This is a genomic window from Photorhabdus kayaii, assembly GCF_025384895.1.
GTDB classification, from domain to species: domain Bacteria; phylum Pseudomonadota; class Gammaproteobacteria; order Enterobacterales; family Enterobacteriaceae; genus Photorhabdus; species Photorhabdus kayaii.
This window is the reverse complement of record NZ_JAJAFZ010000047.1, coordinates 1-19,436: the sequence shown is the minus strand read 5'-3', so window position 1 is coordinate 19,436 and position 19,436 is coordinate 1. Positions and strand designations below refer to the sequence as shown.

Genomic DNA, 19,436 nt, shown 5'->3' with positions numbered 1-19,436 from the left:
CTATGTTGAATAACCGGGCGTGTAAGGTTGGGGCCTTTTTGATGGCTCTTTTTTTTGTCCTTACCTATTTATTACCCCTGAATGGCCGCCTATTATGGCAGCCTGATGAAACTCGTTATGCAGAAATCAGTCGTGAAATGCTGCAACGAGGAGACTGGATTGTTCCGTATTTGCTGGATATTCGTTATTTTGAAAAGCCTGTAGCGGGTTATTGGATCAATAATATTAGCCAATGGATTTTTGGTGATAATAATTTTGCTGTCCGTTTTGGATCGGTTTTCTGTATTTTTATCAGCGCAATTTTATTATATCGACTTGCTATGATGATGTGGCATAACCGGCATATTGCTTTTGCCACTAGCCTTATCTACATCTCAATGTTTCTGGTATTTGCCATTGGCACTTATAGCGTACTCGATCCGATGTTTTCTTTGTGGGTAACGGCTGCCATGATGTGTAGCTTCTGGGGGCTAAAAACAGACTGTACCAGACGGCGGATAATGGCATATTTGGTGCTCGGTTTGTGCTGTGGTATGGGTTTTATGACTAAAGGGTTTCTGGCATTGGCTGTTCCGGTCATTGTGATGTTGCCCATTGTCATTTATCAGAAGCGGGTCCTGCAAATAGTCTGCTTTGGCCCACTTGCCATTATTTCGGCGATAGCAATCAGTTTACCGTGGGTGATTGCAATTGCCCTACGTGAGCCTGATTATTGGCACTATTTCTTCTGGGTTGAACATATTAAGCGTTTTTCTTCCGATGATGCACAGCATATTGCACCGTTCTGGTATTACATACCCATTCTTATTCTTGGTGTGATCCCGTGGTTGGGATTATTACCTGGGGCAGTGATGAAAAGTTGGAAAGAAAGAAAATCCAATCCTGAAATGTTTTTTCTACTTTGCTGGTTTGTCGTGCCATTGTTATTTTTCAGTATTGCGAAGGGAAAATTGCCAACTTATATCCTGCCCTGTATGGCGCCATTGGCAATGATGATGGCTAAATTTGGTGCCGATTGCGTTAAAAATGGCAAGATGGAGTTACTTAAGATCAATGGAATGGTTAACGTATTTCTTGGTCTGCTGGCGGTAATAGTTCTGTTTGCTATGGAAGTAGTGACAAAACACGCTTTATATCAGCCATCAGAATGGCTTAAATGGGTTTTAGCGATTGTTGCTTTTGGTATTTGGGGAATTATCGGTTATCTGTGTTTTGCGTTGAATGGGAAATACTGGTTATTGGCGGCATTTTGCTCCATTGTTGTCAGTTTAGTGATAGGTCATGCTTTGCCTGAAAATACCGTTAATTCCAAATTACCGCAGAACTTTATTAAGTTACACCATCAGGAACTTGCAGGCAGTCGCTATATCCTGTCGGAAAGTGTTGGTCTTGCGACCAGTGTCGCTTGGGAGATGAAGCGTAGTGATATTTATATGTTTGAACGTTGGGGAGAACTGGAATATGGGTTGAATTATCCAGATAGACGATATCGATATATCAGCTATAAAGATTTTCCGCAATGGTTAGCGAAAGCACGTAAAGAAGGGCGGGTATCAGTACTCTTTCATTTATATAAAGATGAAAAATTACCTGATTTGCCAAAGGCAGATCAAATTAGTCGCAATTATCGCTTTGCTATTTTGGTTTATGAGAAGCAACCATGATAAGTTTCTCTTTATTGTTGCTGATTAGCTTGCTGACATGTGCTGGTCAGTTATGTCAGAAGCAGGCTGTGATGTGTTGGCGCAGTGATGTTTATCAGCGGGCATCTGCGCTGAAATGGTTAATAGGGGCTGTGATTCTATTGGCTGTTGGCATGTTATTTTGGCTTCGTTTATTACAGATATTGCCGTTAGGAATTGCTTATCCAATGTTGAGTATAAATTTTATTATGGTCACTTTGGCGGGGAAATTTTTCTATCAGGAAAAAGCGGGCATAAAACATTGGAGTGGGGTTGTGTTTATCATGTTGGGAATTTTGCTGATGAGCTTGAATGAATGAAAGGTTATATTTGGGGATTAATTAGTGTATTACTGGTGACAATAGCCCAGTTATTACTGAAATGGGGTGTTGTCAATTTGCCAGCGTTGAATCTTGGTTTGCATTGGTTTGATATTGAGTGGCTATGGAGTCATCGCCATTCTCTGGTGGCGGTAATGGCTGGTCTGGCTGGATATCTATTATCTATGTTGTGTTGGTTATTTACGCTAAAATATTTACCATTAAATAAAGCTTATCCATTAATAAGCTTAAGTTATGTCTTTGTCTATTTAATGGTGGCTTTATTGCCTTGGTTTAATGAAACCATCACATTATTGAAAACTGCGGGCGTGATTTTTATTTTGTATGGTGTCTGGTTGATTAGCCGTCCAGAATGAAGAAGGAAATAACTATTTAACTGTTTTACTTAAAGTACAGACTTGTTTTTTTATTGAGTTCTGGATAGAGTCACCTTGCTTTGCTGATTTTATGAGGAGGGGTTAATGATAATAAGAATAAAAGAGTTACTCTTATTGTTCAGTCTGTTACTTATTGGCTGTTCCAGTCATGCCCCCAGGACTCCGGCTCCTGTGTTAAAGACGGCGCTTTCTGATCCAATCATGGTGATTGCTCAGCTTAAGGAGCAGCTTAATCAATGGCGTGGTACACCATATCATTATGGTGGAATGGATCGCCGGGGGGTAGATTGTTCTGGTTTTGTTTACCGTACTTTCAGTGATCGGTTTGATATTCAATTACCTCGTACTACCGGTGGGCAAATAAAATTAGGGACCCGTATTGATAAAAGCGATTTAATGCCGGGTGATTTGGTCTTTTTCAGAACAGCTAGTGGCGAACATGGGTTACATGTTGGCATTTATGACGCCAATAACCAGTTTATTCATGCATCAACCCATAAAGGTGTTACTCGTTCATCTATGAATAATGTTTACTGGAAGAAAGCTTTTTGGCAAGCCCGGAGAATTTAAGTCCGTTTTTATCCGCGAATTGTAAAAATTATTCTTATTAAGATAGCATTTTTATTTAAATCTCAGTAATTATTATCAGTAATTCTAATTTTATTAATTGCATTTTAACCATCTAAAACAATAATTATTTTATGACAGTAAATAAATTATCCATATTGCATTTAACTTGGTCAGGTAATATCTGATTTTGTTTTAAGGTATATTAGTTAAAAAAGTTTAAAAATAAATAACCAGTTCCTTAATATACAATGAGCTGGTTATAATGTTTATTATTTTGTTATTTATAGTGTGCCGCTATTATAATTTTTAGGGATGCGTAATTTATTTATTTATTTATTTATTTATTTATTTATTTATTTATTTATTTATTTATTTATTTATTTATTTATTGTATGAATTACTGGATTAATGTTTTTATAGTTTATAACTATATTTTTAAATGTAGCAATATATTATTTGCATATTTTCAATAAATTTTTTTTCAGAAATAAAATCTTATTTTATGACGGAAAACTTAAACATTATTTATTAAATCGACTTGTTTTTATGAGTTGTGTTTTTATTTGCCAGATTAGACTAATAGGTGTATTTTCATGAGGATTATACCCGTTATCTTTCAAGTTGCCTCTTTGTTGGCTGCACTCACTCACCCCGGTCACATAGTTATCTATGCTCCCGGGGATTCGCTCCCTTGCCGCCGCGATGCATCTCGAAATCCATAGGGTATAGATCAGTTGCTATATTTCAGCATCTTTTTTGCCAAAGGGGAATACATCGTGAAATATTAACAATTAACCTATGAAGAACAATATTAGATTTATATTTTAAAGAAAAAAGTAAGAACATAATAATCTGATATTAATAATGGCTAATCAGGGATTTATTTATTTTATTTTAAAACAGTTTTACATTCTCGCACCATAAATATGATTGATTAGCCAAATAATTTTTATCTTCCATAAATTAATTATACTTTGGCGAAGAGAATAGACCTAATAACTTAAATCATATCAAGAGGAAAACTGATGACAGATAAACAACCTTATTTTCCAGAAATAAAATATTCTCCGTGGGGACCTAATGATGCCCCATTATTTATCATCCTTGGGCAATCAAATAGTTATGGTCATGGAACACAATTACCACAAGATGAAGAAATTACACAAGGTTTAAAAAACGTATTCACATTATCTCTGCCAGAAGTTTACAGCGTTGACTTTCCCGCAATCAACTGGACAGGGCTGACTAGCTTTGGTAATGCCAATATTGGTGCTCCTGTTGGTTTACTTCGTGGCAATCAAAATCACTCCGTCAATGCTGCCAACCGTTTTGCTAAACTTTGGCAAGACCATATAAATCAGGGGAATGCGCTTAATTTGCCTGATCTTTATGTCATTTTGATGGGCTGGGGTGGTCAGGGTATGTATCTGGATAATCCACCAGATAATCGTTGGGCGCCTGAGCGTGATCCCTGCGATGTGGAATCACTCTATCCCCGCGCGGTCAGAACTTTGCGCATGGCAGTCGAATCACTGTGTAAGCTAGGCAAAAATCCTCGCATTTTGGCTGTCCATTGGAACCAATGGGAAGCAGAAACCGAAAGTTTATTGGCGGCACAGATATCAGAGTGGAATTTTACCCGTATCATTACTGGTATCAGTGATGCTTTGGGTTCTCGCAGTATACCGTGGAGATTGTATTATCCACTTTCAGTTGCGTTTGATCCCATCAACACCCGCTATGTGCTCAAGGCAATCAATAATGTTATCGCTGATGATCCCCAATATCGAACGCTAATTGATGCACGGAATTCACCCGACTATACCGGAAAGGCGACTGAGTTTGGTGTTTTTCTACCTGATAGTCTTCATTATGATGGCAAAGCCCAGACATGGTTTGCCCAACGGGAATGGGAGTTGATTTTATCTGGTTATAAGGGGGTTGAACTGCCATAGGATTAAATAGGATTAACCATCCAAGAGATACCAAGATGGCGGCTAGAGCCGTCATCTTATCGGTAGGAATAATATATCCTTGAGTATCTATGTATGCCTTTTCGGCATACATATGGATAAACGTCTATTTTGTATGCCATAATGGCACCATGTTTATATGGACTAAAAATGCAGATGAAATCATGGCTACTAATACAGAACGTAAAGAGACCCGTTTAGTTGCAAGAACTTCCATAGAGATTCAAGAGATCATACAAAGGGCGGCTGATTACTCCGGCGCAACACTTTCACAGTTTCTTATTGAATCGGCAATGGAGAGAGCGCGTAACGTGATTGAACGAACTGAAACCTTACATCTTTCGATAGAGGGGGCTGATGCTTTGCTGGCAGCTTTGGAAAACCCGCCAAAAGCAAATGCTAAACTACTTAAAGCCGCAAAGCACTATAAGGATACAGTGAATGTCGGTAATCATTAAAGAAATCACCCAGCAACATGGTCGTAAAGCGTTTGATTGTGGTGTCAGTGAATTAAATAAGTTCTTACAACAGCAAGCTCGGCAGAAAACCGTAAAGCATATTTCAAAAACTTATGTGGCCTGCCGAGATTCCGTGCCCACGATTATAATCGGATATCACACACTTACCGGATATTCGGTGACAACTCCGCTTGCCTATAGGGATTACAAAAAATATCCTCATCCACTTAGTGCGGTAAAATTGGCCCGACTTGCTGTGGATTGTTCACATCAGGGGCAAAGGATAGGTGAACAGCTATTGATTGATGCCATTTATCGGACAGTGTTGGTCGCACAGCAAGTTTCAGCGATTGGGCTGTTTGTTGATCCTATGACCTCAGAAGTTATTCCGTTTTATCAGCAATATGGATTTTTGCCAGCCGATCCTAACGATAATTCACGTCTCGAAATGTGGCTACCCATCAAAACTTGTATAGAAGTCACGAGTACCTTCAAAATAAGTCAGAATTGCCGCCTATCATGCTGACGGCAATCTTTGGCGAGTTATACCCGTCATCTTTCAAGCTGCCTCTTTGTTGGCTGCACTCACTCACCTCGGCCACATCGTTATCTATGCTCCCGGGGATTCGTTCCCTTGCCGTCGCGATGCAACTTGAAATCCATAGGGTATATTGAAGTGTTATTGCCAACTGACAGTAATTTCTCCGGTTTGACCTGCTATCGGCATAACGTTACCGTTTCCAACCTTTAAGGCGAAAAGGAACTGTTGTGCCGGGCTTCTCTTATTAAATGCGTCTGTCGACATTCTTCGTGTGCGTGATATATCTATGCAACTGCTGGTATCTCCCTGACAAAGATAAACCGATAAATTCTGAGGCCATCCAACAACATTCCAAGTCCAAGATACATTGTTAATCTTTCCTGTTGCAGGAGGAGAACCGACAATAGGAACGTTAACAGTTTCTAAGAAATTTTTAGAATATAGTGTGGGCAAAACAACTGAAGAGTGATAGCTGCCACTTGCCGCAGGTACTGTCTGTGAGAATATAGTTAACAATAAAGCGCCACCAATACCAAATATTTTTTTTAATTTCATAGCCATTACCCCAATACCTGATAATTTTCTATTGCGAGAACTTAGATATACATTTTGATCTCGCGCCGTGTATCTCCTGAATTTTTATAAAAGCATGTACGCAATACCAAAGTAGGCAGGAGTAATTTGGGTGGATTAACACCAAAAAGCAATGGGGAATTTGAATTTATGTTAAGTTAATCTAATATATTTTGCTATTCGATGCTTTTGCCAGTCACTTAGACCGTAATCTTTTACAACAGGATTTCCCCATGATATAAAACCTGCTAAACAATCAAGTGGAGTCAGCGATACGTTTAATGGATGTTAAAAACGATGAATAAATTAGACATGACAATCACCACTTCCCCATGTCAGGAAGCCCTGATTTACATGGAAAATATTTGTCGATCTTATCGTATGGGGAAAAAATATTACCCAGTACTTGATGAAATATCATTCACCATCATGCGCGGACAAAGTTGTGCTATTGTCGGTGCTTCCGGTTCGGGTAAAAGTACTTTACTCAATATTCTTGGTTTACTGGATCAACCCTCTTCTGGATATTTTCAGTTTAGTGGCGTTAATATAACAAATGTTACTCCTAATGAACGGGCGAGAATAAGAAATCAGGAAATTGGTTTCGTGTTTCAGAGTTTTAATTTACTTCCCAGAATGCAGGCGTTGGATAATGTAGCGCTACCATTGTTATATCGTGGATATTCTCGTTCTCTAGCTCGGCAGGAAGCGAAATACCAGCTTGAGTTGGTTGGTCTGGCGGGTCGTATTTACCATCGTCCGGCTGATCTCTCCGGGGGACAGCGGCAACGTGTTGCCATTGCCAGAGCCTTGGTTGGTAAGCCTTCTTTGATTCTGGCAGATGAGCCGACAGGCAATCTCGATAGTGCTACAGCACGTGATATTATGGCACTTCTTCTGTCATTGAACCGTGAGCAAGGCGTTACGCTCGTCATGGTTACACATGATGAAGCCATAGCCAAAAATATGCAGCGCTGCCTCTATGTTAATGGTGGGCGGCTTTCCGAAACTGATCTGTGGCTGGATAGCCTCGATGCTTAATGTGAATTCTGGTCGCTACGGTTTTTCCTTCGCGCAGGCCCTGTGTGAATCACTGGGTAGTCTGCGTCTGCTAGGAAGGCGCTCCTTGCTTGCTTTGCTTGGTATTGCAGTTGGGTGTGCTTCTGTCATTGCACTTTTAAACATCGGTCATAATGCTGTTAATGAAGCTATCAGCACTTTTAAAAGTATGGGAAGCAATATTTTAGTTGCTCATTTCAGTTTTACTCCAGGTACCGATGTCAAACCCGCGCCATCTACGCTGGATACTCAGGCGCTGACTCGTACAATACCGACTATCACACATGCTGCGCCCCTCACATTGCACTCAACCCGTATACGCTTTCAAGGACAAGGGATCGATACGAATATTACCGGTACATCCTCTGATCTGGCTGCGGTGTTGGATTTACAAATCGAGCAGGGGCGTTTTCTATCGGACTATGATCGCCAAACGACCTATGCCGTGCTCGGAGCGAATATTGCCAAACAATTAAAAGTCGCTAATCAACCTATTCGGATAGGTAATCAATTGCAGATTGGGGAATATCTGTTTGAAGTGATAGGAATTCTCGCTGTTCAGGGACCGAACCCTTTACTCCCCGGTTCTATTGATGATTCCGTCATACTGCCTATCGAAGCAATGCGGCGGTTGCGGCCTGCGCCAGAAATTGGAAGCGTTATTGCCAGAGCACGTGACACAACAACGCTAAACAGTGACGCGGTGTCGTTACGTGACTATCTTGTCTCATTATCAAAAGGTCGTCAGGTTGAAGTTGATATCCCGAAACAATTGCTTGATGGATTGACGCGTCAGGCAAGAACATTTTCCTATTTGCTCGCGGGCTTAGGGGGAATTTCGTTGCTGGTGGGAGGTGTGGGCGTGATGAATGTCATGCTGATGAATGTTTCGGAACGTAGGCGTGAAATTGGTGTTCGTATGGCTTTGGGAGCTCGGCCTATGGATATTGGTATACTGTTTATGTTGGAGGCTGCCATTCTGGCAATTGCTGGTGCAATGGTTGGTTCATTATTGGGGGTAGTGGCGGGATACCTATTTGTAAAATTTTCGGGTTGGGTATTTACGTTATCCCTATTCTCTTTGCCTCTGGGTATTGCTAGTTCATTAGTGATTGGTCTATTTTTCGGTATCAATCCGGCATTAGCGGCTGCCAGATTACAACCTGTAGAGGCACTTCGTGATGATTAGCCAAGTTTTTCAACGTGCTATTGGCATCATCATTGCCTTGATAATAGTTGCATCTGTCAAACCAGCGTTAGCGGAGCCGTTGAATCCATCACAGGCAACCATGCCTGCAACGGATACAATTTCGCTTAATCAGAAAACTATTGGTCTGACACTCAGCGATGCAATCTATTTAGGGTTACGAAATAATCGTTCGATTCGCAGTGCTTATCTGGATCGAATTGCACAGAAATTCGATTTACGCGTTGCTGAAGATCGTTTTACGCCAAAATTACTGATTAATAGCCGTTATATTGCTGCTCGTAATCAAAGCGAACGCTATCGCCAGAGCGAGATTACACCCACATCTACGCTGCTTGGAGAATATGGTACTCGATTCAGTCTATCTTGGACGAATCGGACGACATGGGCAGACAATGCAGGTCGTAGCCGTAATGATGGTGTTTCATTCTCAGTTATTCAGCCTTTGTTGCGTGGTGCCGGCAAAGATGTGGCCACAGCACCTGTACGTCTTGCTCAATTGATGGAGCAAACAAATCGTTTGAACCTAAAAGCGACGGTATCCCAGACTATCACGCAAGTTATTATGGCTTATCGTGGATTGTTGCGTGCTCAAGAACAATTACAAATCGCACGTGATGCTCTTGAACGTTCGCGTCAACTGCTGGAGGTTAACAAGGCTATGATTTCCGCAGGCAGAATGGCAGCTTTTGAGATTGTCCAGACGGAGGCTGATGTTGCAATGCAGGAGCTGGCTGCGGAGGAAGCGGCTAATCAATTGGATACCAGTCGTTTAGAATTGCTGCGATTGCTCGCCTTAGACTTACAAACTCAGGTAAAGGCTACTGACAGATTGGAAGCTAAGCGCGTAGATATTAACCTGCTCCAAGCGCAACATTTGGCACAAGAGCAACAGCCATCGTATCTCACTCAATTGATTACGGCGGAGCAGGCTGCAATTAACCTGACCGTTGCCCGTAACGAACGTTTATGGGATGTCTCTTTAGTGGGTGGTGCTAGTCAGGTACGTGATCGAACAGGATCAAACCGTTCTCGTAATTGGGAAAATTACGCCGGTGTTCAGGTAGAGATACCCATTGGCGATTTGAGTCAGCGCCAGGCGGAAGTGCGGGCGCGGGTTGATGTTCAGAACCAGGACATTCGTCTTGCTGAGGCGAAACAGTCACTAGAACGTAATGTGGGTAATGCGGTACGCGATATTGGTACGCGTTGGCGTCAATATGAGATCGCCCAGCGTGCCAGGGATCTATCTCTGCGCAAGCTGGAGATTGAACGTGAAAAATTGACGGTGGGCCGCTCCAGTAACTTTCAAGTCTTGAGTTTTGAAACCGATTTGCGTAATGCAGAGAATGTTCGTCTCAATGCGTTGATCACTTACTTAAATGCACAAGCGGAGTTGGACGAAACGTTGGGTACTACGTTAGGGAGTTGGGATATTGCACTTAATGACTAAGATCAGGGGACTTGCCCGTTTCAGATATAAGACTCGTTGGCTCGTGACACTTGCTGTTGCATTAGTCATTGGGGCTACCATTGCTTATGTTTTGTTTTCTTCTTCAATTGATACATCATCACCGCAACGGTGGGTGCATGTTGAACCTCAACGACTCGAAAATCGTCTTGGGTTAGTTGGCCGTATTCAGGCGGCAACCAGTTTGACGATTGCCGCGCCATTTGATGGTGTTATTGCTGAAGTGATGGTAACTGAAGGCCAGCGCGTTAAGCGTGGGCAACCCCTGTTGAGCCTTGATACGACACAATTGGACATTCAGTTGCGGCAGGCGCTCACGGAACTGTTGAAAGCCCAAAAAACCGTACAAGATTTGGTGGGGTGGGAGAACAGTCAGGATGTCGCTAGGGTACGTAGAGCTTTAACGAATGCTCAGTTAAGTTTGAGCGATACCGAACGTAAGCTAACCGATACCCGGGCTTTGTTCGAGCGTGGCATTGTTCCCCGTATGGAGGTTGATACACTGGAGCAGCAGGTCAGAGTTCAACAGCTCGATCTTGCCGCCGCTAAGGCGGAACTGAGTGTTGCTCTCGATAAAGGCACAGGGGAGAATCGCCAGATTGCTGATATGGAATTAGCTAATGCTCAATCGCGTTATCAGGCGCTTCAGATCCAGCAAGCCCAACGTGAATTGGTTTCTCCTTTTGATGGCATTGTTATTCGCCCTCAGGTACCGGAATCAGATAAGGGGGTATTTATTCAAAAGGGGACACGTGTCACTCAGGGAACACCTCTGTTAGGGGTAATCAATTTGGAGCAAATCCAGGCGGTAGCGCGTATTGAAGAGGCTGACCTTTATCAGGTGTATGAAGGAATGCCGGTTGAGATCACTGGGGATGGTTTTGCCGGGCTATCTCTACGGGGGCAAATTAAGACAATTGGTGTACAAGGGAGTTCAAAGGAGATGCAGGGAGCGGGTGTAACCTATGATCTATTAGTGGCAATTGATCCTCTTACTCCCGAACAGCGGCAGCGTATCCGGCTGAGTATGAGTGCGAAACTGGCTATTGTCACCTATCGCAATGAACGTGGATTGGCCTTGCCAGCCGAGGCATTACATACCGGCCCTGATGGACGAACTTTCGTCACTTATCGCCGTGAATTAAACGCACAAACCCAGCAGATTGTCGTGACACCGGGGCATGCCGTTCTTCAAGGTGTGGAGGTGATCGGGTTGGAGGCAGGCTATGTTGAAGTTCCTGCGCGGAAATAACTGACGCAACCTCATTGATTTTTTGCGACACCCTCGCATTGAGCGAGGGTTTACGGCAGTTTTTGCTAATTTTGGTGCAATATCTCACCGTGAAAATGCGTATATTGGAAGTTCATTTGCAGTCATATTTAAATTTTTCGTGTCTGCAATGACATTCGACAATAGCGCCAGATCAGATGCCACATGTTCAATATTATTTACTGCAACTAATTTGCTGTTATATATGAAGCGGAAATTTCCTTTATTTTGATCAATCTGTAATGTCATTATTTCTCCGACAATTGCATGTTCCTGTATGGCATTTTTGTTCGTTAGATCTTCACTGTAACCAGAGATGACAGAAATACCAATCGGCCACGGACGGTTGTTATGTAATAGATTGATTGCGCGTAATACTGGCTGTCTGGAGACCATATCGCGGGGATAAACTCTATGTTGTTCAAGCAATTGCTGTTCAGACGATATTGAATTTAAAATCTCTGTAAGACGTTGTTGTAAATTGATATGGACCTCCATTGGGACGATCATGGCGAAAAAGGAGGACCATTTTGAAGAATGAACAGCATCTCCTGCTTGCGCCCATCCGACTTGAAATTGAGTATCATTTGATGTGTGAGCCAAATAGATAAACCAAGCGCATATAATATGTTGAACGAGCTCAGTTGAAATAAAAGAACTATGATTGAGTACTGTTTTCCATTCAGACACATGCCAATCCGGTATTTTATCTATCGTTGCCCGCAATTTAAAAGGCAGCATTGGTGTTGAAAAACGCTCTAGTCTTTTTTGCCAAAATAGCTCTTGTTCGGTAAGTTGTTCATGTATATCTGTTAACGTCTTAATATTTGATCTTTCAATTGTGGGGAGTTGATCACCAATGTCAAGTTTGCATTGATTGGCTAAGGTGAGTGCATTTATTGGGTTGCCACGGCTATTAACAAACGAAATACGTATATCTTCACTACTTGTAGTCATTAGCCAATGGTCCTCGCTAATACCCAACAATGTACCTGGTTTATGATCGGAACGTGTATACATCACTTGTAGTGTGCTTATCGATACCAGGCGATCTCTCAGCAGAACTTTAGGTAATGTGAGTGGATTAGGATAGTAAACTCCGAAAGTTAAAGATCTGACCAAAGATGACAATTCCTGAGCTTTTTTATTCCACAATAGACAGCCAGCAGCGTCTGGCCGGCGACGTCTTGAGAAAAAATTGCGGTTATCAGGATCTTGTTGTCGGCGGGGTATATCACCGTTCTCTAGGTTGTTTAATAGTTCGGTAAATCCTTCGGCAGCAGCCTGATAACATTTAAGATTCAGTGAAAGTGCGGTGTCGGTATTTTTAATATCAACATGACGCTGCACAACAATATCGCCGCTATCGACCATAGATCCGATTAAATGCCAGGTAATAGCATACTGAGACTCACCGGCAAGGATAGCCCAAGAAGTGGCATGGCTGCCGGCATAGCGTGGTAGAGGGGCGTCGTGGTAGTTGAAAGCACCTTGAGAGAACTGATTGATTAATAGAGTAGGGAGAATAACTGGATTGACTATGGAAAAAAGCCAGCATATTGACTCAGTTTTGGAGAGCGTCAAGAGATCTTCTAGTGCTTCAACACAGTGTATATTTTGAGAAGTTGCCCATTCGAAAAACAGAGATTCCGTGGGAAAAATAGCCACAATTATGTATCCGGCCGCTTGAAGTTGTTGGGTACAACGTATCGCAAGTGTTGTACCACCGATGACGACACAAGATCGAGCTTTTCTAGTGGAGTGGTTTACAATTTTGCACTTTTCAACTTTTAGTGTGTTATCGGTTAGTGTGTTATCAGTGCTATTTTTTTTCTCTTGCGTTGAAGATGTGAATTCGCCGGGCATGTTATCCCCTTTATCGTTATTGAGTGAAGGGATTTGTTTGAGAGTAAGTAAAGTTCATAGGCTTAGTTGCCTTGAACTGCATTTAAACACAGACAAACCCCGATATTGCTCACTTACCTTTGATTCCTTTATGAGGGAAGCCATAGTTGCCTGAATTCCAGACGATCAACAAAGCTAGCACTAACAGAACAAGTAAGGTCCACGGGAACGAGCTGGCACCAAGTGTTTCAAGTAATATCCCGCCAATAATGCCCCCGGCTGCAATGGCTAAATTCCATAAGGTAACAAGAATCGACTGAGCAACGTCTGCACCTTCCCCGGCAGATTCGGCCAATGCAGTTTGAAGTAGGGCAGCGGCACCGCCGAAGGTTAGCCCCCATAAGATCACGGCAAGAAAAACAAAGACAGGAAGAGTACCGATAACACCAAGTATGAGAGAGGCGAATGTAAATAGGGCAAGACTTATCAGTACCAACGAACGTAACATTTTGTCAATTAACAGCCCTGTCATCCATATTCCAAGCAACGACGCCACACCAAAGGCTAACAACACAAGATCAATCCTGGTAGCAAGCCCCGCCTGTGTCACAAAAGGCAATACATAGGTATAAAGAATACTGTGAGCCAGTACCCAACAAACAAGAACGCTTAATACCGGTCGTACTCCTGGGATCATGATAACTTTTTTGATCGGTATACGTTTTTCGGCAGTCCGTCCTGGGTAGTCAGGGACTTTCAACATGACCCATGCGATAACGACCAATGTTAGAATAGACATCAAACCAAAAGTTGTACGCCAGCCAACAATTCCACCAATGAACGTTCCTAATGGCACGCCAAGAGAGAGTGCCAGTGGTGCCCCGACACCGGCTACAGCCAATGCACGTCCTTTTAAATGATCGGGTACCATCCGTCGGGCATAGCCGACCAACATTCCCCAGATTAAGCCGCCTGCCATGCCTGAAAGAAGTCTGGCCGCAAGTGCCACTATATAGTTAGACGTTAACGCGGTGAGCGTATTAAAGACTAACAAACCCGTAAGTGCCATCAAGAGTAATCGGCGACGGCGCCAACCTTGTGTTGCTGTCGTCAGTGGAATCGCAGCGACAAGTGAGCCAATTGCGTAGAGTGTAACGAATTGACCAGCTAATGCTTCAGAAACGGCCAAGCTGTCACTTATTTGGGATAGAATGCCCGCCGGGAATGTCTCTGTGAGAAGTGCAAGGAATCCCGTCATTGCTAACGCGAGTAGAGCAACGAAAGGAAAATTGGTACTGCCCGCATGAGTGGCAGTTTTTTCTTTAATCATGGAACCCCCCTTAAATAATTTTCATTGTGTTGTTTGCAGAAGCAATCAACTCAAGAATCGAGCTAATTCGTTAACACCTGATTCCTTAAGTACCTCGAAATGATCAACGTTAAGATTGATATTTTCTGGGGGATGTTTTAGGTAGGGTGTTGCTTCTTCGATAAAAGAAACGGCATCGTCACGTGCATTAAACACCGTAATTGGCGCCTTGATTATTCGTTCTTGCAGTTCTGTTGCTGAATATTTCTGTCCGTAGGTTTGAATAACTATCCTGGCAATTCGAACAATTAACGTAGGGGCCAGAGTTGGGTAGTGCTTATGAACAAAAGAGACAAAGCTTTGCTCATCGATAACGTTAGCCAGGCATTCATTCAACGCTGAACTGTGAGAAGTGCCCGCAAATACAGAGAATAATAGTGATATCAACTCATTGTTTTGGTAAGTAGACCCGTTTTCTGTTCCCGTGGAATTAACGTGATATTTTATCTTCGAGAGCCCTGGAGCGATTAGAACCACCTTTTCGACATGTTCTCCGGCTCGTTCTAATTGGTAAGCCGCTTCGAAAGCCAATACAGAGCCAAAAGAATATCCCCATAGCGTGTATGGGCCAGTAGGTTGTAATTTTTTGATTTCTGTTATGTCTTGAATCACCATTTCGGCTATGGTGGAGTATGGAACCTCTCCTTCATTAATTCCGTAAGCTTGGATGCCATAAAATGATCGATCAGTGCAGATCTGTGTAGCCAGCAGGTGTAAATTCATTGGGTATCCACCCAATCCTGGCCAGCAAAAGACAGGTAATCCAGCATCTTTTTCCTGTAAACAGGCCAATCGTGAAGATAATCTGGTTACTTCACCTTCAACGATTTTTGCCAATTGTTTAACCGTTGCGGCCTCAAATAGAGTATGGAGAGGTAGCGATAACGCAAATTCTTCATTTAAACGTTGTATCAGATGGACGGCTATCAGAGAATTGCCACCTAAAGCAAAGAAGTCATCTTCGGTAGATATGCTTTCTCGCGTTAGCACTTCTTCCCATATCTTTACGATCTGTGTTTCTGTCGAGGTGCTTGGGAGTACCTGTGGACTGTGTGATACTGTGCTGACCAGTACTTGTAATGTGTCGAAATCGATTTTTCCACTGGAAGTTAGCGGCATGGTATCCAGGAACAAAAATCTGTCAGGTAACATATAGTCCGGTAATGTTTTGCTAAGTTCACTCCGCAGAATTGAAGTAATGTCATACTTTGCTTGCTGGCGTATTGTTTCATCGGCTAATTCAATACAGGCGGTTAATCGTGTCGAACGGTGTTGAGGGTCTTTTTCTGCCAAAATTGCAGCGTGTTTCACTTGATCGATAACCTCTATTGCATTTTTTATTTCTTCTAATTCGACCCGCATCCCTCTCACTTTAATTTGATTATCTTTCCGACCAGCAAAGTGGGCATTACCCTCTTTATCCCAATAAGCCAGGTCTCCGGTTCTATAAAGCCGGATTTTTTGCGTATTTGGTGGTATTGCAATTTCAAGAAAGTGCTTTTCTGTGAGATCCTGACGATTCAGATATCCTCTTGCGACTTGAGTGCCCGCAATATAAATCTCTCCAATTTCATATTCTGAGGCGAGCTGATAGTGGTGATCGAGAATAAAAAATTCCGTATTGGATACCGGCTTACCAATAGGGACTGAATTAACTTCGTCAGATATTGGGTAGTGATTAACAAGGAAAACTGAAGCATTAATTGTACATTCCGCCGGGCCATACATATTAATCAGTAGACAGTTTGGTAGTGTATGGATACATTGAGTGGCGAGTTTTCTTGATAGGCTCTCTGCTCCGATGAATATTTGCCGAAGGGTGTGGCATTCCCGGAATTGATGATTATCGATCAGTGCTTGTAATAGCGTGGGAACACACTGTAACGTGGTCACATTGTGGCGAATAATCAGGTCAATGAGTTGGGGAATATTCCTGTGTGTTCCAGATGAGCTAATAACAACCCGACTACCACAACTGACTGATAATATTTCCCATTGAGCAGCATCAAAGCTGATGGGCGTTTTCTGAATAATTGTTTTTTCAATATTTAAATCGCATTTTTCATTTAACCAACACATTTGGTTAACGATACTGCGGTGCTCAATCATTACACCTTTCGGTTTCCCTGTACTTCCAGAGGTATAAATGACATAAGCCAAGTTATCCGGGCTAAGGTAGTCATGGAGGGTGTTGTTGGTAATGGCACTGGATTCAAATGATTTCTCTACGTCTTCAAGAGTCACGATATGGATATTTTCTGCAACCAACCTGACCAATTTTTCCTTTAATTTTTCTTGGGTAAATATCATTTTCAGATTGCTATCGTGGATCATGTAACGAAGTCGTTCCTCTGGATAATCATGAGACAATGGCAGATATGCACCACCGGCAAAAAGAGTTCCCCAAACTCCGATCATCTGCTCAATCGACGGTTCAACAAATATACCGACGCAATCACCCGCTAAACATCCCAGGTTTTGCAGATAGCAGGCCAGATGTACACTGCCAATTGCCATTTCCAAATAACTGAGTCGCTCTTCACCGTGAATGACTGCTGTAGCCCAGGGAGTTGATCTGACGTGTGAAAAGAGTAATCCCGGTAGGCACTCTTTTCGTTGAAAACTCGCTGGTAACTTAATGTTGTTTAACGTTATCCAATTTTCATTTGCCGGTTGAGCGCTGGAGATATCGTATTTTCGATACTGTCCTGTTTTTAATATATTGCGCCATTTTATTATTGGGAGAGTTGATTGCATCTTATTTTATACCTTTATTTAAGGAGAGAAGCCAAAAGGAGAGCGTATTGGCTTCTTCTTTAACTAGCTGATATTCCTGTGGAATAAAATTAAAATATTCCAACTTAGGAAAATCATTTCCTGGTCTTATAAATCCTTCCTTTAAGAAGGGGCTATTCAATATTATTAACTATCATGTTTGTTCTTTTTCCACTCTGACGTTTATTTATTAAATACTTGGGATAAATTATCTTTATCGACTTGATGATTCTTGTATTTAGCAAACCTGAGTTATCTGTTTTTTTATTAATAAATATGTAGATATAAGATAATTTCTCCTAACGCCTATACTACTTGCTACCATAGACCAGTGAACAGTAGGATGATGTTCAAAACACTTATGACCAATCTGTCAGCAATGGGGGAAATATGGATAGTTTGGGGTCATTGAACGTGTTCGTTCGGGCTGCTGATGCCCGTAGCTTCACAGTTGCAGGTCAACAACTTGGCATCTCTTCGTCGGCGGTTAGTAAGGCTATTGTTCGGTTAGAAGAGCGTCTGGGAATACGCCTTTTCCATCGATCTACGCGAACCGTCACATTAACGCCTGAAGGGACATTATTCTTTGAACGGTGCAAGCGAATCCTTGATGAGGTTGAGGCTGCTGAAACTGAACTATCCCAGATGCAGAAAATGCCAAGTGGAAAGTTAAAGATTAGCCTACCGTCAGTTGGTATGCTGTTTATGCCGAAATTTGCTGCTTTTAATCGCCTTTATCCAGAGATTAAACTTGATATAAGTTGCTCAGATCGAATAGTGGATGTTATTGAAGAGGGATTTGATGCTGTACTCCGAACCGGTGATCCACGTGATTCCAGATTAATGTCTAGGATGCTAGGTTCTTACCGTCAGGTTATTGTCGGCTCTCCTGCCTATTTTGCGGCCGCAGGTTTTCCAGAAGAACCCGAAGATCTTGTTAGCCATCCGTGCTTATTATATCGCTTTCCAACAAATGGGAAATTAAACGCATGGCCTTTGAATCGTGATGGTAAGAAAATTGAGCTTAACTTACCGTGCAATATGGTGACGGATAGTTTAGAACCGCAAGTCTGTTTTGCCGAGCATGGTCTTGGGATAGCTTGTGTACCGAATATTGCTGTTTACCGACAGTTGAAAGAAGGTTCTTTGGTCACTGTTTTGGATAAATATAACGAAAGTTCCACAATTTTTCGTATACTTTGGCCATCAAGTCGTCATTTATCCCCTAAGGTCAGAGTATTTGTAGATTTTATGGCGGAGAACCTCTTACCTTTTTAAATAAGTTCTGCAAAGTGGTCTAGTATTATAGATACGTAAAGTGAAAATTTACTTTTGGGATTGGCGCATATATCGTGCGCTCCAATAACGTTATAGAAGAAAAAGATAGAAGAGAAAGTTGTATTAAAACGCAGTAAGCCATCTTAAACAACATAAGGAGAGTATCTAACATGTTAGTGCGTAAATCGTTGTTGGCCCTGTTTGCAACTACTTCCCTAACTGCCGCAGGTATTGCTTATGCAGGCCCGCCTGTAACAGTTACATTTAAGCATCTTGGTGCGTCTGGCAGCGCGGATGCTGTTTATACCATGATTACTAACAATGAATCCGGTACATACGTAAATGCAACACCTAAACCTAGTTCAAGCGTAGGGCCAGGGGGCGTCGATAATTATCAGGTTCAAAGCCCGCTTTCACCTGACGTAAACTATGCGATGGTGCGATATAAGATAGGGTTTAAAACCTGCGAATTTATGACCACTTTTGTGAACGCATATTCTAATGGCATTAAAATTCCGAAGTGGAATAAGGGAGCAACGCCGAGTGGTGGTGCTGTTTGTAATGCAACCATCACCTATACTAATTATGTGACCTACGCATGGTCAGTTGAATTTACTATGAAGTAGTGAACAGTGAGTCAGATTATT

General features: G+C 42.2%; 19 protein-coding genes. 13 read left to right on the top strand and 6 right to left on the bottom strand.

Annotation, left to right across the window (positions count from 1 at the left end):
• Positions 1-2: 2 nt before the first annotated feature.
• From arnT to LGZ98_RS16300, 4 genes are all read left to right on the top strand, one after another.
• Positions 3-1,664 (top strand): lipid IV(A) 4-amino-4-deoxy-L-arabinosyltransferase, encoded by a 1,662-nt coding sequence (arnT, locus tag LGZ98_RS16315; protein WP_113040993.1) that lies wholly within the window; start codon positions 3-5, stop codon positions 1,662-1,664.
• Positions 1,661-2,002 (top strand): 4-amino-4-deoxy-L-arabinose-phosphoundecaprenol flippase subunit ArnE, encoded by a 342-nt coding sequence (arnE, locus tag LGZ98_RS16310; protein WP_011146877.1) that lies wholly within the window; start codon positions 1,661-1,663, stop codon positions 2,000-2,002. Before arnT ends, arnE begins: the two co-directional genes overlap by 4 nt.
• Complete coding sequence (gene arnF / locus LGZ98_RS16305; protein ID WP_011146876.1) at positions 1,999-2,379, top strand: 4-amino-4-deoxy-L-arabinose-phosphoundecaprenol flippase subunit ArnF; 381 nt, start codon at positions 1,999-2,001, stop codon at positions 2,377-2,379. Before arnE ends, arnF begins: the two co-directional genes overlap by 4 nt.
• A 105-nt stretch (positions 2,380-2,484) precedes the next feature.
• Positions 2,485-2,970: a C40 family peptidase gene (locus LGZ98_RS16300; RefSeq protein WP_011146875.1), complete on the top strand. Its 486-nt coding sequence runs from the start codon at positions 2,485-2,487 to the stop codon at positions 2,968-2,970.
• Between the two features lie 521 nt (positions 2,971-3,491).
• Here the strand turns inward: LGZ98_RS16300 and LGZ98_RS16295 are convergent.
• Positions 3,492-3,629: a hypothetical protein gene (locus LGZ98_RS16295; protein WP_158536476.1), complete on the bottom strand. Its 138-nt coding sequence runs from the start codon at positions 3,627-3,629 to the stop codon at positions 3,492-3,494.
• A gap of 366 nt (positions 3,630-3,995) precedes the next feature.
• On the opposite strand from LGZ98_RS16295, the gene LGZ98_RS16290 reads away from it, so the two are divergent.
• From LGZ98_RS16290 to LGZ98_RS16280, 3 genes are all read left to right on the top strand, one after another.
• On the top strand, positions 3,996-4,925 hold the full coding sequence (locus LGZ98_RS16290; protein WP_113040991.1) for a hypothetical protein: 930 nt from the start codon (positions 3,996-3,998) through the stop codon (positions 4,923-4,925).
• A 182-nt stretch (positions 4,926-5,107) separates the two neighbouring features.
• On the top strand, positions 5,108-5,401 hold the full coding sequence (locus LGZ98_RS16285; RefSeq protein ID WP_041380892.1) for a type II toxin-antitoxin system TacA family antitoxin: 294 nt from the start codon (positions 5,108-5,110) through the stop codon (positions 5,399-5,401).
• On the top strand, positions 5,385-5,927 hold the full coding sequence (locus tag LGZ98_RS16280) for a GNAT family N-acetyltransferase (RefSeq protein ID WP_011146872.1): 543 nt from the start codon (positions 5,385-5,387) through the stop codon (positions 5,925-5,927). Before LGZ98_RS16285 ends, LGZ98_RS16280 begins: the two co-directional genes overlap by 17 nt.
• Here the strand turns inward: LGZ98_RS16280 and LGZ98_RS16275 are convergent.
• Complete coding sequence (locus LGZ98_RS16275; protein WP_125043772.1) at positions 5,893-6,090, bottom strand: hypothetical protein; 198 nt, start codon at positions 6,088-6,090, stop codon at positions 5,893-5,895. The two genes, LGZ98_RS16280 and LGZ98_RS16275, sit on opposite strands and share 35 nt — an antisense overlap.
• Positions 6,081-6,503, bottom strand: a complete 423-nt coding sequence (locus LGZ98_RS16270; protein WP_011146871.1) for a flagellar protein FlhE — start codon at positions 6,501-6,503, stop codon at positions 6,081-6,083. The genes LGZ98_RS16275 and LGZ98_RS16270 overlap by 10 nt, the downstream gene beginning before the upstream one ends.
• A 309-nt stretch (positions 6,504-6,812) precedes the next feature.
• Between LGZ98_RS16270 and LGZ98_RS16265 the strand changes: the two genes are divergently transcribed.
• The 4 genes from LGZ98_RS16265 to LGZ98_RS16250 are packed head-to-tail and all read left to right on the top strand — an operon-like array spanning position 6,813 to position 11,504.
• The gene (locus tag LGZ98_RS16265) at positions 6,813-7,556 is read left to right on the top strand and encodes an ABC transporter ATP-binding protein (RefSeq protein ID WP_228902390.1); all 744 of its coding nucleotides are present in this window, start codon (positions 6,813-6,815) and stop codon (positions 7,554-7,556) included.
• Positions 7,549-8,763, top strand: coding sequence for an ABC transporter permease (locus LGZ98_RS16260; protein WP_041380106.1), 1,215 nt, complete (start codon positions 7,549-7,551; stop codon positions 8,761-8,763). Before LGZ98_RS16265 ends, LGZ98_RS16260 begins: the two co-directional genes overlap by 8 nt.
• On the top strand, positions 8,756-10,234 hold the full coding sequence (locus tag LGZ98_RS16255) for a TolC family protein (protein ID WP_228902388.1): 1,479 nt from the start codon (positions 8,756-8,758) through the stop codon (positions 10,232-10,234). The genes LGZ98_RS16260 and LGZ98_RS16255 overlap by 8 nt, the downstream gene beginning before the upstream one ends.
• Positions 10,227-11,504: an HlyD family secretion protein gene (locus LGZ98_RS16250; RefSeq protein ID WP_113040990.1), complete on the top strand. Its 1,278-nt coding sequence runs from the start codon at positions 10,227-10,229 to the stop codon at positions 11,502-11,504. The genes LGZ98_RS16255 and LGZ98_RS16250 overlap by 8 nt, the downstream gene beginning before the upstream one ends.
• A gap of 84 nt (positions 11,505-11,588) precedes the next feature.
• Here LGZ98_RS16250 and LGZ98_RS16245 read toward each other — a convergent pair whose 3' ends face one another.
• From LGZ98_RS16245 to LGZ98_RS16235, 3 genes are all read right to left on the bottom strand, one after another.
• Positions 11,589-13,388: a formyltransferase family protein gene (locus LGZ98_RS16245; RefSeq protein WP_262978289.1), complete on the bottom strand. Its 1,800-nt coding sequence runs from the start codon at positions 13,386-13,388 to the stop codon at positions 11,589-11,591.
• Between the two features lie 109 nt (positions 13,389-13,497).
• Complete coding sequence (locus LGZ98_RS16240) at positions 13,498-14,697, bottom strand: MFS transporter (protein WP_011146865.1); 1,200 nt, start codon at positions 14,695-14,697, stop codon at positions 13,498-13,500.
• A 45-nt stretch (positions 14,698-14,742) separates the two neighbouring features.
• On the bottom strand, positions 14,743-17,493 hold the full coding sequence (locus LGZ98_RS16235; protein ID WP_113040988.1) for an amino acid adenylation domain-containing protein: 2,751 nt from the start codon (positions 17,491-17,493) through the stop codon (positions 14,743-14,745).
• Positions 17,494-17,901: 408 nt separating this feature from the next.
• Between LGZ98_RS16235 and LGZ98_RS16230 the strand changes: the two genes are divergently transcribed.
• Entirely contained in the window at positions 17,902-18,789 is an 888-nt protein-coding gene (locus LGZ98_RS16230) for a LysR family transcriptional regulator (RefSeq protein ID WP_113040987.1), read from the top strand.
• A gap of 170 nt (positions 18,790-18,959) precedes the next feature.
• Positions 18,960-19,415, top strand: a complete 456-nt coding sequence (locus LGZ98_RS16225) for a hypothetical protein (RefSeq protein WP_113025418.1) — start codon at positions 18,960-18,962, stop codon at positions 19,413-19,415.
• The last annotated feature ends 21 nt before the right edge of the window (positions 19,416-19,436 follow it).